The organism is Mycobacterium avium subsp. avium, from assembly GCF_009741445.1.
Classification (GTDB): domain Bacteria; phylum Actinomycetota; class Actinomycetes; order Mycobacteriales; family Mycobacteriaceae; genus Mycobacterium; species Mycobacterium avium.
On the sequence record NZ_CP046507.1, the window covers coordinates 2,663,529 to 2,677,174 of the forward strand.

14 protein-coding genes are annotated in these 13,646 nt (G+C 63.7%); 6 read left to right on the forward strand and 8 right to left on the reverse strand.

Going from position 1 to position 13,646, the window contains the following annotated elements:
- The first annotated feature begins 37 nt into the window (after positions 1-37).
- Complete coding sequence (locus MAA44156_RS12400; RefSeq protein ID WP_009976118.1) at positions 38-523, forward strand: VOC family protein; 486 nt, start codon at positions 38-40, stop codon at positions 521-523.
- Positions 520-1,530, forward strand: coding sequence for a zinc-dependent alcohol dehydrogenase (locus MAA44156_RS12405; RefSeq protein WP_014384317.1), 1,011 nt, complete (start codon positions 520-522; stop codon positions 1,528-1,530). The genes MAA44156_RS12400 and MAA44156_RS12405 overlap by 4 nt, the downstream gene beginning before the upstream one ends.
- Positions 1,531-1,875: 345 nt before the next feature.
- Here the strand turns inward: MAA44156_RS12405 and MAA44156_RS12410 are convergent, their stop codons facing one another.
- From MAA44156_RS12410 to MAA44156_RS12420, 3 genes are all read right to left on the reverse strand, one after another.
- Positions 1,876-3,108, reverse strand: coding sequence for a cytochrome P450 (locus tag MAA44156_RS12410; RefSeq protein WP_009976113.1), 1,233 nt, complete (start codon positions 3,106-3,108; stop codon positions 1,876-1,878).
- Positions 3,105-4,337 (reverse strand): CaiB/BaiF CoA transferase family protein, encoded by a 1,233-nt coding sequence (locus MAA44156_RS12415; protein ID WP_009976112.1) that lies wholly within the window; start codon positions 4,335-4,337, stop codon positions 3,105-3,107. The genes MAA44156_RS12410 and MAA44156_RS12415 overlap by 4 nt, the downstream gene beginning before the upstream one ends.
- A 134-nt stretch (positions 4,338-4,471) precedes the next feature.
- Positions 4,472-5,002 carry a nuclear transport factor 2 family protein gene (locus MAA44156_RS12420; protein ID WP_009956519.1) on the reverse strand — a complete coding sequence of 177 codons (531 nt, stop codon included), beginning with the start codon at positions 5,000-5,002 and terminating at the stop codon, positions 4,472-4,474.
- 114 nt (positions 5,003-5,116) lie between these two features.
- Between MAA44156_RS12420 and MAA44156_RS12425 the strand changes: the two genes are divergently transcribed.
- Positions 5,117-6,736, forward strand: coding sequence for a class I adenylate-forming enzyme family protein (locus tag MAA44156_RS12425; RefSeq protein WP_009956520.1), 1,620 nt, complete (start codon positions 5,117-5,119; stop codon positions 6,734-6,736).
- Here MAA44156_RS12425 and MAA44156_RS12430 read toward each other — a convergent pair.
- Positions 6,726-7,160, reverse strand: a complete 435-nt coding sequence (locus MAA44156_RS12430; RefSeq protein ID WP_009976109.1) for a VOC family protein — start codon at positions 7,158-7,160, stop codon at positions 6,726-6,728. The two genes, MAA44156_RS12425 and MAA44156_RS12430, sit on opposite strands and share 11 nt — an antisense overlap.
- Positions 7,161-7,270: 110 nt before the next feature.
- Here MAA44156_RS12430 and MAA44156_RS12435 point away from each other — a divergent pair, with 110 nt between their 5' ends.
- Both MAA44156_RS12435 and MAA44156_RS12440 read left to right on the forward strand, forming a co-directional pair.
- The gene (locus MAA44156_RS12435) at positions 7,271-8,059 is read left to right on the forward strand and encodes an SDR family NAD(P)-dependent oxidoreductase (protein ID WP_009976108.1); all 789 of its coding nucleotides are present in this window, start codon (positions 7,271-7,273) and stop codon (positions 8,057-8,059) included.
- Positions 8,060-8,120: 61 nt separating this feature from the next.
- On the forward strand, positions 8,121-9,176 hold the full coding sequence (locus MAA44156_RS12440; RefSeq protein ID WP_080552562.1) for an NAD(P)H-dependent amine dehydrogenase family protein: 1,056 nt from the start codon (positions 8,121-8,123) through the stop codon (positions 9,174-9,176).
- Positions 9,177-9,321: 145 nt separating this feature from the next.
- On the opposite strand, the gene MAA44156_RS12445 is transcribed toward MAA44156_RS12440, so the two are convergent.
- The 4 genes from MAA44156_RS12445 to MAA44156_RS12460 form a co-directional block, all read right to left on the reverse strand.
- The gene (locus MAA44156_RS12445) at positions 9,322-10,032 is read right to left on the reverse strand and encodes an alpha/beta fold hydrolase (RefSeq protein ID WP_009976107.1); all 711 of its coding nucleotides are present in this window, start codon (positions 10,030-10,032) and stop codon (positions 9,322-9,324) included.
- The gene (locus tag MAA44156_RS12450) at positions 10,029-10,952 is read right to left on the reverse strand and encodes a dihydrodipicolinate reductase (RefSeq protein WP_014379733.1); all 924 of its coding nucleotides are present in this window, start codon (positions 10,950-10,952) and stop codon (positions 10,029-10,031) included. The genes MAA44156_RS12445 and MAA44156_RS12450 overlap by 4 nt, the downstream gene beginning before the upstream one ends.
- A gap of 252 nt (positions 10,953-11,204) precedes the next feature.
- The gene (locus MAA44156_RS12455) at positions 11,205-12,269 is read right to left on the reverse strand and encodes a spirocyclase AveC family protein (protein WP_023879871.1); all 1,065 of its coding nucleotides are present in this window, start codon (positions 12,267-12,269) and stop codon (positions 11,205-11,207) included.
- A 1-nt stretch (position 12,270) separates the two neighbouring features.
- Complete coding sequence (locus tag MAA44156_RS12460; RefSeq protein WP_009976100.1) at positions 12,271-12,519, reverse strand: hypothetical protein; 249 nt, start codon at positions 12,517-12,519, stop codon at positions 12,271-12,273.
- A 339-nt stretch (positions 12,520-12,858) separates the two neighbouring features.
- On the opposite strand from MAA44156_RS12460, the gene MAA44156_RS12465 reads away from it, so the two are divergent.
- Positions 12,859-13,617, forward strand: coding sequence for an SDR family oxidoreductase (locus tag MAA44156_RS12465; RefSeq protein ID WP_009976099.1), 759 nt, complete (start codon positions 12,859-12,861; stop codon positions 13,615-13,617).
- Positions 13,618-13,646: the final 29 nt, after the last annotated feature.

The following is a 13,646-nucleotide window of genomic DNA, read 5'->3' on the forward strand; positions in this document are numbered from 1 at the left end:
GAAGAAAGGCAATGAAAATGGAAGAAGGGCAACGAGAATGAAGGCAGACGATCTGTACCACTGCGGACTCGTCGTCGAAGACTTCGACGCCGAGATGGCTTTCCTCACCGACGTAGTCGGTCACCGGTGGACTCAGGCTTTCGAGGTGGACCAGACGGTCGAACTCGACGGCCGGGTCGACACCATCCCCCTACGGCTGGCGTTCTCACTGACCGAACCACGACTGGAACTCGTCCAGGCCGTTCCCAACACCCTGTGGACCCCTTCGACCTCGGGCCTACACCACCTCGGATACTGGTCCGACGACATCGATGACGACATCGCGGCGCTGCGAGCAAATCACTTTGCTGTCGAGGGGCGGGGTCTAACCCCCGAAGGCGAAACGCTCTGGGCGTACTGCAAAGGACTGATCGGTCCCCGGATCGAACTCGTCAACCGCGTGATGCAGCCCGTAATGGAGAGCTTCTTCGCCATGGGGGCGGCCGATCCTGCGCGCGTTGACGGCGATCGGCCGATGCCATGAAGCAAGCGACAGTCATTGCCGTCGGCGAGACGGGGTTACTCGATGTTCCGAAGCCGCAAACCGGACCGAACGACGTCCTGTTGCGAATGCGTGCCTGCGGCGTGTGTGGGTCCGACGGGATTTACATATCCATGGGCGGGGTCCCACCGATGCAGGGTCGCATGCCTCTGGGCCACGAACCCGCCGGTGAAGTCGTCGAGGTGGGCGCGGACGTCGTAGGGATCCAGGTCGGCGATCACGTGGTCGTCAACCCGATGAGCGCCCCGAGCGGCATCATCGGAAACGGCGGCACCACAGGGGCGTTGGCACCGTACCTACTCATCGAGAACGCGGCGCGGGGACGCAGTCTCGAGGTCATACCCGACCACATACCGTGGGAGGTCGCAGCGCTCAACGAGCCCATGGCCGTCGCCCTGCACGGCGCCAATCGCTGCAACCCTCGAACCGGAGACAAGGTCGTCGTCTTCGGCGCCGGACCGGTGGGCCTCGGGGCAATACTGGCGTTCAAATCGCTCGGCGTGGGCCACGTGGTCGTGGTCGACCCAATTTCGGGCCGTCTCGAAAAGGCGCTGCAGGTCGGCGCCAACGCCGTGATAGATCCCACCGAGGAGGACGTCGTCACCCGGCTCTTGGAACTGCACGGCGAGGGCGAGTCGATGTTCGGCGGTCGGGTCGGGACTGATGTCTACCTCGACGCTGCTGGCGCGAACGCCGTCGTCGACACCGTCCTGTCGGCGGCGAAGCGGGACGCGCGATTGACCATCGTGGGCGTCCACAAGGAACCCGTGTCCGTGGAGCTGCTCAACGTGATGGGCAACGAAATCGAGATCGTCGGATCCTGTGGATACCCGGACGAAATCTTCGAGGTGACAAAGGATCTGGTGGCCAACTGGCAGAAGTACGCCGTCATCATCAGCCACACAATTCCGTTCGATGACGTCGAGGAGGCACTGCGGCTGGCGGCCACCCCCGGCGCCGCGGACAAGGTCGTCGTGACGTTCCCCTGACGTCGCGCACGATCATCTTTGGGATTCGATCGCGTTTAGCGTCGGATCGCAGCGGCCGGCCCTGGGCCTCCGTCGACTGTGTGCTGTCAGCTCGACTCCAGCCCATTCACGCTCGCCGACCCCGGCTCTTGTTGCACGATTCGAGTTCTCGGGCGAGCTGATGCTTGTTCAACTTTCACGCGTCGGTGCGCGGGAGGCACCGCGTGAATGAAATCGACCGAGGCACTTGTATCTCGCCAGCCGCGCGTACAGCCACGCCAGCAATTCTCCGGCGATCACGTCGCCGGCGTCGGCGAGGTCGGCCAATTCGATCACCGCCTGGCCAATGTCGGCGTCCGCAACACTTCATCTAATTCTGCGCACGGGGACATTGGACCACCCGCAAACATTGGACATTGCCACCCGCCGCAACCCGCTGCGATCGACTTCGTACTCGGGGAGGAGATCGAGCAGCGCGCCTAGGGCGATGCGGCTCTCCATCCTCGCCAACGCGGCCCCCAAACAACTGTGTATGCCGTAGCCAAAGGCGAGATTGAAGCCCATTTTGCGCTCCCTGTCGATGTCCAATCGGTCAGGATCAGGGAACATCCGCTCATCGCGCGTCGCTGAACCCGTGACGAGCAGGACGGCGCTACCCTCGGGAATTGTCTTGCCGTGCAACGTCACATCGCGGGTAGCGGTGCGGACCTGGTACTGTGACGGCGCTTCGTAGCGCAGCAACTCTTCGATCGCGGCCGGAATCTTGCTACGGTCCTTCTGCAACTTCTGCCACTGGTCGGGAAAGTCGGCGAAGGCGACCATGGCATTGCCGATGAGCTTGGTGACGGTCTCCGCGCCCGCTCCCCCGAGCATGGTCGCGAAGCCGGTGATATCCACATCGGTGAGCTTCTCGACCTGCCCGTCTCGCTCGATCTCGGTCTCGATGAGCCGGCTGATCATGTCGTCGCAGGGTTCGGCACGGCGCTTCTGCACCAGGTTGTAGTAATAGATCCCCGTCTTCGTCGAGGCCTCGAAACCCTCTGCGGTGGTGGCGATCTCACCGGGGCGCCGTTCAAGCAGCAGATCGAGCCAGAGACGAATCTGGTCGCGGTCCTGCTTCGGCACTCCCAGCATGGTGGTGATGACCTCGTTCGGAAACAGGGCCGAGAAGTCGGCTACCACGTCGAAGGAGGACGGGTCGAGCGCATGAATGCGCTCGTAGACCTTCTCGCGCACCATGTCTTCCAGCGCGGCGATGGCGCGGGGGGTGAACACGTTGCTCACCAGCCGGCGCATCTTCTGATGTTCGGGCGGGTCCATCGAGATGATCACTTTGGGCACCGGCAGCGCATCGTCGTGCGCCTGCACCATGTCCAGCGTGGCGCCCTTGGCAGACGAGAAGGTTTCGTAGTCTTTGGTAGCGGGCGCCACGTCGTCGTAACGGGTCAAGGCCCAGAAGTCCCACTTTGCGTTGTAATAAACGGGAGCCTCGTCGCGCAGCCGACGGTACGTGTCGAACGCTCCATTGAAGAAGTCGTCCGAGAACGGGTCGAAATCAACAGGATTCTCAGAAGCGATCTGCGATGGCGTTGCACTCATAGGATCGCCCCGGTTTCCTTGTAGGTCGCGATGGTGTCCCAGTCCAAGCCTGCCTCCATCAAGACCTCTTCGGTGTGCTGGCCGTGTTCGGGTGCGCCCGGCGGGACAACGGCCCGTTCGTCGAACTGGACGGGGTTTGTGGGCAACGAGTATGGCGAGCCGTTCATCGTGGCGGTGTTCGCGACATAGCCGTTGGCGGTCACCGCCGGGTCATCACAGAGTTCTCCGGGGGTTTGGACAACCCCCCAGGCGCCAGAGAGTTCGGCCAGCTGTTCGCGCCATTGCGCGAGTGTGCGTTTTGCGAACACCTCGTCCATGAGCGAGATGAGTTCCGTGCGGTTGGCGAAACGTGCTGCGGGACTGGCAAACCGCTCATCCTCGACCAATTTGGGCAGGCCGATGGCGCGCATCGCTTCCGGGTAGAACTTGTCGAGTTGCAGCATCATCAGCTGGACGTAGCGGTCGTCCTTGGTGCGGTAGGTCCCCACCAGAGGGTTGGGTGCGTCGGCGTGGCTGTACTTCGGGATCGAGCTGCCACCGTGAATCTGGCTCACCGCGACGTCGGGGCTGAGGTTCCACGCGGCCAGCCCGAGCAGGGAGACATCCACCACCGAACCCTGGCCGGTGGTCGCCTTCCTGTACAGAGCGGCCGCGATCCCGCCGGCGATCGCCATGCCCCCGAGGAGATCTCCGAAGGCGGGCCGCGACCGCACCAACTCGTCGCCGTCTTCGGTGAGCATGGCGGCGATGCCGCCGCGCGCCCAGTAGGAGACGCCGTCGTAGCCAGGCTTGTCCGAATCGGGACCCTTCGGGCCGTGGCCTGACCCGCGCACGTACACGATGCCGGGATTCGCTGCCCTGATGTCGTCGACGTCGATGCCCATCTTCTTGCGGCGAGTCGGCAGATAGCTGGTGAGGAATACGTCGCACGTGGCAGCGAGCTTACGGATGACGTCCTGGCCGCCGGGTGTGCTCAGATCGACGCCTATCGACTTCTTCCCCCGATTCGGTATCTCGATCATGTAGTTGACCGTGCCGCCGCCCTCGTCCACGATGCCCATCGTGACCAGGCCACGCTGTGGATCACCGCCCTCGCGGGGCTCGACCTTGATAACCTCGGCGCCCCACTCGGCGAGCACGGCGCCGGCCGACGGGACGAAGGTCCACGCCGCGACCTCCAACACGCGGACGCCGCTGAGCACTTTGTCGTCGGAAATGACGGCCTCCATTGGTCTCAGTGGTACGGGTGCGAGCGCACCGGCAGGCTTGCAACGGCGAAAACGCACGATTGCATTATGTGAGAATGTCAGTTTCGAACGGATTTGTAAACCGCGTCGGCGCGTGAGGCAACCGGCGCCGGAGGCTATGGGCGCGCCGATAACCGCTCGGGCAGCGCGGGATCTCCGTCGGCCCAGAAGGCCCGCCACGTCGGCATGCGCTGGGGCATGGCCGCACGCAACCGAACGTCGGTCGGCCAGCGCATGAATTCCGGACCCGGGCGCTCCGTCACGTCGACCGAGTACCAAGGATGCTCCCGCCGCTTGACGAAGCACCACTGGCCGCCGCGGCGCTCGTAGACGTCGTCGTAACGCATCGTGATCACAAACCACCCGTCGCCGTCCTCGTGTTCGGCGCGGCAATACACCGATCCGGTCGCGTGGTCAGGGTCGATGAAATCGAACTGGTGGCCGCAGATCAGGTGGATGCTGCGGTAGAACCGCCGAAGTACCCGGTCGTACCAACGCTTCAGCGCATCCCTGCCGTGGCCCTCCGCGCCGGCGTCGACGTCGTCGACGAACAACGCCACCAGCGCGTTGAGATCCCGGGCGTCGAGGGCCATCGCGTATCTACTGGGCAGCTGGCTGATCGCGAGACTCGATTCGACCCGGTCCAAACGATCGCCAGTGGACCGACGCCCCGCTTCTGCGGCCATGGCGGAATTGTAGGCCGAAAGCAACGAATGAGAACCTTTGTTCTCGTTTTCTGCAAAGGCTACTATCCTGCGCTCATGCCCTTCCCGAAGATCTTGCCCACGATTCCCGCTCTGGTGAGATCCTGCGCGGCACGTTTCGGGGACAAGCCGTTCCTCATCGCCGATGGTCAGGAATTGACCTATATCGACCTCGACCGGCGCTCGGCTGCGCTGGCGATCGCCCTGCTGGCGGAGGGTATAAGCAAGGGCGATCACGTCGGAATCTTGATGCCGAACAGCGTCGATTGGGCCCTGGCCTGGTTCGCCACCACACGCATCGGCGCGGTCGCGGTGCCGCTCAACACCTTTTACCAGGCGTCCGAACTCGCCTGGACCGCACGCCATGCCGACCTGCACGCGATCCTGACGTGGTCGCGGTTCCGCAATCACGACTTCCTCGCCCGCCTCCGGGAGGCGCTGCCGGGGCTGTCGGATCAGCGCGAGCCGGGCCGCATCGCCGTACCCAAAGCGCCGTTCCTGCGGACCGTTGCCGTGTGGGGGCCATCCGATCAGGCCTGGACGACAACGATCGACGGCGATGGCAACATGTCGGCCAGCGACACCGACTTCCTGGTCGATGTGGAACTGTGCGTAACGCCGGCCGACGACGCGACGATCATCTACACCTCGGGCAGTACCGGAGACCCGAAGGGTCCCGTCCACACCCACGGCGCGCTGGTGCGGCATACCTACAACCTCACGTTCACCTATGGGGTCACCCACGACGACGTGATGTTCACCGCCATGCCCTTCTTCTGGGTGGGAGGTCTGATCACCGGATTGCATGCCGTGATCCACCACGGCGCAACGCTGGTCACCCAGCCCGCGTTCGACGCGGCCGAGGCCCTGGAACTCATGGAGCGCCACCGGGCGACGATCACGCTGGGCTGGCCCCAGCAGGGCAAGACTCTGGCCGAGCATCCCGATTTTCCTGGACGCGATCTGAGCTCGGTGCAACGGACCAGCATGCCCGCGATGGTGCCGCCCGCGCGTCGACCCAAGGGACCTAACGCGCTGGGGATGACGGAACTGTGCGGCAACCACATTGGGGTCGACCCCTATGTGCCGCAGCCGCCCGAGCGGTCCGAAACCGGTGGCGTATCCATCGAAGGGCTGCACCATCTGATCGTCGACCCTGACACGGGGCGGCCGGTGCCCGTCGGCGCGCCGGGCGAAATCTGGGTTCGCGGATACTCGTTGATGCAACGCCTGCACAAACGTGAGCGCGAAGAGGTGTTCACTCCAGACGGCTACTACCGGACGGGCGACTGCGGCGTCGAGTACAACGACGGTTGGATCAGGTTCACCGGTCGGTTGGGCGATCTGATCAAGACGGGTGGCGGCACCAACATCACACCCAGCGAGGTCGAGCGGGCGCTGGCCGACTGCGACGGCGTGCTGGAGGCATACGTGGTGGGCGCCGAGAGCGAGGAGCACGGCACGGTGGTCGCGGCGGCGGTGGTACCGCGCGGCGACTCGGCGCTCGACGGCGAGTCCTTGCGGGCGCAACTGCGTGGCCGGTTGTCGGCGTACAAGGTTCCGAAGTTCATCTGGGTCACCGCGAAGCAAGAACTCCCTTTCACCGCGAGCGGAAAGGTCAAGAAGTCGGAGCTGGCGCAACAGCTCAGCGAACTGTTGGCGCACCCTAAGGGGTGACCGGCTGCCCGTCTGCCATATTCGTGGTCATCAGTGTCAACGGAATGCCGAACAACGGCTCCAGCTTGACTTCGGTCAGCTCGAAGCCGTCACCTTCGTGCCGCTGCCGGAAGTCGGACTTGACGCCGTATCGCGCCGCGATGTGTTCGCCAGCATCACAATCCGCGGTACGTATCACGACAGAGAACAGGCCGTCGCCGTTGCGGGACAAGAACTCCGCCGCGGTGCCCCCGTCCGTCGGTGCAGCCGCGGTGGGAGCGATGAGCTCGAAACCGCGGTCCCAGTCGAGTCGGATTTGCAGGCCGAGGTGCTCGAGCTCGAAAGCCTCGAACTGAAAGCCCAATGCGCTCAGGTACTCCGCAGCGCGGTCGAGCCGCTCGAGGCCGATCGCGAACACGACGTGGTGCAACTGTGGCTGCGGCATACGAACGACTCTACGACACCCTAAAGGGCGCTTTCCGATAACCGGAAATATTGATTCTCATTACGGTAGATTCGCCGCTGCGAACCCAAAACCCGTGCGGAGAGGCGCTCATGGCACTCGAACAATTCAAGCTGGACGGTCAGGTGGCGATAGTCACCGGCGCCGGACGCGGCGTCGGCGAAGGCATCGCCAAGGTACTCGCAGAAGCGGGCGCCACCATCGTTGGCACGGCACGAACTTCGTCCGAGGTGGAAGCGACGGTCAAGGATATCGAACTAGCCGGCGGTACAGGCCTCGCGCTCACTGCCGATGCACTCAAACGTTCGGACAGCGAACGCGTGGTGCAAACCGCCGTCGACAAGTTCGGCCGAATCGACATCCTTGTCAACAACGTTGGTTTCGCAACGTATGGCCCATTTCTGAGCCTCACCGACGACAACCTTCGGCAGACGTTCGACTACTGCGTCACTTCTGCCTTCATCATGAGCCAGCTCGCGGTGCCCCACATGTTGAAGGTGGGACGGGGCTCCATCGTAAACATCTCCTCCGGTGCAGGTCGATTCGGAATCCGTGGATTGTTGCCCTATTCCGTGGCCAAGGGCGGGCTCGAAGCTCTGACCCGAGCCATGGCGCAGGAGCTCGCCCCCAAGATCCGGGTAAATGCCATCGCCCTGGGCGCCTTTATGACGACCGGACTGCAGTCAAGCTTCGACCTCATGCCGGGCTCCGAGGAGAAGCTGAAGGAGCTGACGCCCCTGCATCGTATCGGCGACGTCGCGGACCTCGGCCGACTGACGCTATATCTGTCCACCCGCGATTGCTATGCCACCAATTCGACCTTCATCGTCGACGGTGGCCTCCAGGGGCCGAATTCGTCCCTGCCAATTCCCGACCTGTAGCGCAAAAGCACCCTACGAAGGAGCAATTGACGTGGTAGACCAAATCTTACGCGTCGCAGTCATATCCACCGGTGGAGTGGGCAGCATCGCCTTGCGCGCGATCAACCGCCGCGCACACCTCGACCTGGTCGGCGTATGGGTGCACAGTCCCGAGAAGGCGGGCCGCGACGCCGGTGAGGTAGTCGGGGTCGGCCCCATCGGCGTCACGACCACCGCCGATCTCGACGACATCATCAAGCTCAAGCCCGACTGCGTGGTGTATGCGGCCATGAGCGACGAAATGGATGCGGCCGCGGTGCGCGACTATCTCCGCATTTTGAGGGCCGGCATCAATGTGGTCACGACCAACACGCCCGGAATGATGTTTCCCGACCGGTGGATTCCCAACCTGGCCGATCAGGTGCGGGCCGCGGCGCTCGCCGGCGGCGCCACGATATACACGTCCGGTATCGAACCCGGCTTCGCCGGCGACCAGTTCGCCGTCATACTGTCCACCCTGTCTAACACGATCCGCTCGGTCCGTGCACAAGAGATCTTTGACTACTCGGCCTATCCCAACGAGTACCTGATGTTCGACGCCATGGGTTTCGGTCGCCCACTGGATTTCAAACCGATGCTCGAACTCGAGGGCGCACAGCAGTTCGCCTGGGGACCACCGATCGGTCTCGTCGCCCGCGCCCTCGACGTCGAACTCGACGAGATCACCGAACGCTACGAGCGCGTGATCACGCCACGCGACCTACACGTGGCGTGCGGCTTGATTCCGGCCGGCACCTGCGGAGCAGTGAGGGCCGAGACCACCGGGGTAGTCGCCGGCCATCCGGTGATCACCATCGAGCACATCAACCGCATGGCTCCCGACCTGGCGCCGCAGTGGGCGTCGGCGCCACACGGCACTTACCGCATCGTGATCGAGGGTGAACCGCACATCCACTGTGACCTTCGCTTCGGTACCGAAGGCACCGCGGCATCGGCGAATGACAACGCCATGGAGGCGACGGCCATGCGCGTTGTCAACGCCATCCCGTACGTCATCGATGCGGCTCCCGGCATCGCCACATCACTGGATCTGCCGATCACCGCGCCCCGCAACGCGCTGGATTTCGCGAGACGGTGAACATCGGACCGCGCCGTTACCCTCATCGACAATACGGCTTCACCAAGCAACTGCTGCCTACGCGGTGACGATGCCCGCGGACGTCGCGAACGCGGTTGCGTGGCTGGCATCAGATGAGTCGAAGTTTGTTACCGCAGCTGCAATTTCAGCTGACGTCGGGGTCGTCCAAGCTTAGCAGCACCGCACTCAGCTCGGCCGGACGGGCAAAGAACGGCGAGTGGCCGCCGTCCAATTCGACGACCCGTGCCCCGATCCTGCCGACCGCGTTGCGCCGAGCCCACGACTCCCCCACGGCGCGGTCGTCCCGCATGAGCACGTAGGTCGACGGCGTATCGGGCCAGCGGCTGATCGGGCAACGCTCCGTGAACACGGTGAACGCCTGGTGCCGTAGTTCGCTGAACGCATGACGTGCCATCGATTCCGGGCAATCATGGTAAAAGCCTTCCCGCACCGATTCCCAGGTAAGACCGAACGGTCCGGTACCTTGTTCTTGCGGCTCGGGAAATGTGATCGCATCGGGGTTGGCGGCCAGGTGTTCGACGAACGAGTGGCCCGGGACGGGCAGGAGGCCACCGACAAACACCATTCGGCGCACCGGGTACAGCGTGGCGATGACCGGTGCGCAAAGTCCCGAAATCGAGTGCGCGACAACGACAACGTCGTCGGATGCGCCGTCAGCTTCTCGCTCAATCGCAACGATCGCCACTTGCGCCCACTTCAGCGCCCCGGCCGAGTCGTCGTCGACTGGGAGATCAGGTGCGATCACGCGATGGCCTCGCCGCGCCAGCTCCGTGGTGACCGCATCCCAGCAGGAGCCGTAATGCAGCCCGCCGTGTAACAGCGCGAATAGGGTCACCGTCCGGTGCGGGAGAGTCGAGTAACGATCTCGGGTCCGGCCAGGGGCCATTCGATGACGCCAGGCGCTGCGGCCACCACGCGAGGAATGGCATTCACCGCGGCCATCGCGGTGGCCGTGATTCCCGGATTGACGTGATTTTCCTTGGACGGTTCGAGGTACAGTTCCAGGCTCATGCTGGGATTTCCTTCGACACGAAAGACCATTCCGCCCTGTTCCACGCGCGAGGGCTTCGGCCAGTGTTCGGGCCACGGTGTCGAACTCACCGTCGCGAAATATTGGACTGCCACTACTGGCCGGTCGTTGGCGACTCCGGAAAGCTGCCAGCGATGCCCGCAGATCGTTCCCGACGGCACCACGCCCACAGCAGTTGGTAGATCAACGGGAGCGAGCAGAGTCTCCCAGTCGAGTTCCACACGGTCGAGTTCGATCCCAAGTACGTCCGCAAGGTAACGCACGACCGCCTCCCAGTCGTGATTCACCTTGCCCGAAGCTATCCGGGCGGGTACGTGGCCATCCGGCTTGCCGAAACCCATTGACTCGTGCAACACATCCCAGATCGGATAGGACTTGTCCAAGTCCACCGCGTACTCGTCCATCCGATACGAATCGACGGTGCCCGCGCCGGCGAGCAGGGCGGTCGGAAGGTTGAGGCTTATGAATCCGGGTTCGCTACCCGTAGCGTAAAGGGTCGAATTGCCCTTCTTCGCGGCCGAATCGAGCGCGGTACGCCAGTGTTTCGGCGCAGCCGGCGGGTAGACCATCGGGATGGTCGAGATTGTAACGACGTTGATCCCTGATTCCAGCAGCGCGGCAATATCCGCGATCGCGTCCTCCTCCCGCCGCACCGCCGTCGCACAGTAGGACACACAATCGGGCTTTAGCGCAATGATTTCCGCCATGTCGTCGGTGGCCGTCACTCCCACGTCCGCCACCCCGCAGAGCCGACCCGCATCTGTGCCGACCTTGCTCGGTGTCGACACCTTTATCCCGACAAGGTCCAGTGCCGGATCGAGAATCGTGGCCCGCAACGCTTCTCTTCCCGTGAGACCCGTACCGATGTGGACGACTCGATGGCGGCCGAAACCGTGGTCAGTCATCACCGCTGCCTCCGATCAACGAAATTGCGATTATCGATTCGACACGCTGGTGGGGGACCCTTCGGATCGGGCTCATGTGTAGAAGGGCCCCGGCTTGCCCGATTCCTCGAGATGCCCATACGGGTCGTATACCTTGACATTCGGATACGGGTTCTGCTCATATGCGGGTGCGGACAGCCCCGCGACCCGTAGCCCGGACAACACCGCCAGCGGTACCCCGAACGATACGAGGCCCGCCGAAGCCGAAACGAGGAGCTGGCGCGTCAGCGTGACCTGTTTGTGGCCCGACCGCGCCGGAAGCCGGCGGGCGATCCGGTTGATCAGCACCAGCTCGCCCCCTTGGTCGCGGACACACATGACGGCAACCATCGCGAAGATGAACGAGTCGTACACCGCCATGATGAGCGGGAAATGGATGTGGCCGATCCGCAGCGTCGGGCCCACCGCCTCGGAGTAGTAGAAGATACCGAACCTCAACCAGCTGAACTGGACGAACCCGTTGAGCGGTATGGCGATCACGAACGCACCGAAGAAAACCGCGGCAAGCCGATGGCGCGCAAGCCAACTGGTTCTCCGGACCATAGGATCCAAGAAGCGGTCGTGCAGTTGCAGGATTCCCAGCCCATTGAGTAGGTAATAGGCCGCGTAACCCCCCAGGAATGACAACGCGGGCTCCAGGTTGGGCGAGATGTTCATATACGGCCATGACCGCGGGAAGTGCAGCATGCGCGGGTCGAACATCGCGAACGTCGCCCAGTTAGCCAACGGATCCAGTGCGCCGGTGATCAGGCCTGCGAACGCGATTACCACCGCCCAATGCAGCCTGCGCTGTCGCACCGAGAGCCACACCAACGATCCGATCAGGCCGAGCGCCATCGGAATGGAACTGAAGGCGACTACCAGCGGCCAGTTATCGAACCCGAGGAAGTGCGGATATGGCACGGGGCCCGGGGTGGGATTGGTGGTGCGGGGATCCCCGTGAGTGCCCGTTTGAACGGTCGCGACGGTCAATACCGCGAAGGCCAGGTAAGCGACGGTGAAAAGCCCCCACCCGGCCCTGGTCAGCAGCGTTGACGCGCTGGCATCAACCGGTTCGACGGAGCCCGTAGCAGTGTTGGAGTCAACGGTATTCGCCACGTCATGACCTCGCAGGGAGGGAGGCCTTGAGGATGACTTCGATGATGGTGCCCTTGCCCGAGCGGTAGTCGTCGCAACTGGTGAGATCGCGCGCGACGCCCTCGGATCGGCTCAGCGCACAGAATCCATACTTCTCGTGGTGGTAGAGGGGCAGGGCATCACGCATGCGCTGCCACACCGGATACGGGGCGTCGTCGATCTCGAAGTCGGACGGGTGGAAGTACGGCTGGCCGCCCACGGTTTGCGTCACGCGGTCGTCCTTCCTTACCCGCCGAGCAGGTCGTCTCGTCGAGAGTATTCGCTATCGCAAATCGCAAACAAGCCTTCCGCCCAATTTGGTCAGACTTTGCCCGTGACCTCCGCGGGTTTGCCGGCGGTTTCTTTTGCTGACGGACACGCGTCCCGTTCGTCGCACCGCACATGTCAGCGCCGATCGACGAAAGGCAGCACAGCTGCCCCGGAACCGGCCGTTTTGCCCGAGTCGAGCGCGGCCGATCCGGCCCGCCTGAGAATAATGATTCTCATATGCGAGAATCAAGGTAGTGTCGGCGCAGCCGTCAATCATGAAAACATCCAAAGGAAGCAGGCAATGAGCGACCGGCACTCCAGCATCGCGGGGACGCGGATGTTGATCATCGGGGCATCGTCCGGCATCGGGCAGGCGTTGGCCCTTGCCGCCCACTCCAGGGGTGCTGCGGTGGCCCTCGCCGCTCGGCGGGTAGACCGCCTTTCGGAACTAGCTGATCGGCTCGGTGGAACGGCCCACGAACTCGACGTGTCCGATCCGCGCGCCATCGAATCCGTCATCAGCGCCGTTGCCGCCAACTTCGGGAAGCTCGACGCAGTGGTTTTCACCAGTGCAGTGGTGCCGTTCGCGCTGATCGAAGAGACCGATGTGGAGACCTGGCTGCACGCGTACGCCGTCAACGCCGTAGGGGCCTCCCACGTACTGCGGACGGCCCTCCCCCACTTGACCGACAGCGCGACGGTCGTCATCGCGTCGAGCCACGATGTAGGCCGCCCCCGCGCGGGTGTGGCCGCGTATCACGCGAGCAAGGCCGCGCTCGACGAGATCTTGCGCTCCTGGCGGGCCGAACATCCCGAGATCGCCGTGATCCGGGTCAGCGTCGGCCCCACTTGTGACACCGAGATCCTGCGCGGAGCCGACCGGGACCTGCTGGCCGATCTATACCGCGCCTGGGCGCACGGGGGTCAGATCCCGGACGAGATGTCTACGGTGGAGGACGTGGCCAACGCAATGCTTTCCCTGATCGCGATGTCGCGCGCCAACCCGACAGTGGTCAGCGAGATCGTTCACCTGGCGCCCCGAATCATCAAGGGCCAGTAGCCCTTCACAGCACCTCAGAGGACGGCTCA

Coding starts and splice junctions, on each gene's coding strand:
- MAA44156_RS12410 (WP_009976113.1), bottom strand. CDS start 3,108: ATGAGTGCAACGCCATCGCAGATCGCTTCTGAGAATCCTGTTGATTTC.
- MAA44156_RS12415 (WP_009976112.1), bottom strand. CDS start 4,337: ATGGAGGCCGTCATTTCCGACGACAAAGTGCTCAGCGGCGTCCGCGTG.
- MAA44156_RS12435 (WP_009976108.1), top strand. CDS start 7,271: ATGGCACTCGAACAATTCAAGCTGGACGGTCAGGTGGCGATAGTCACC.
- MAA44156_RS12400 (WP_009976118.1), top strand. CDS start 38: ATGAAGGCAGACGATCTGTACCACTGCGGACTCGTCGTCGAAGACTTC.
- MAA44156_RS12405 (WP_014384317.1), top strand. CDS start 520: ATGAAGCAAGCGACAGTCATTGCCGTCGGCGAGACGGGGTTACTCGAT.
- MAA44156_RS12425 (WP_009956520.1), top strand. CDS start 5,117: ATGCCCTTCCCGAAGATCTTGCCCACGATTCCCGCTCTGGTGAGATCC.
- MAA44156_RS12430 (WP_009976109.1), bottom strand. CDS start 7,160: ATGCCGCAGCCACAGTTGCACCACGTCGTGTTCGCGATCGGCCTCGAG.
- MAA44156_RS12465 (WP_009976099.1), top strand. CDS start 12,859: ATGAGCGACCGGCACTCCAGCATCGCGGGGACGCGGATGTTGATCATC.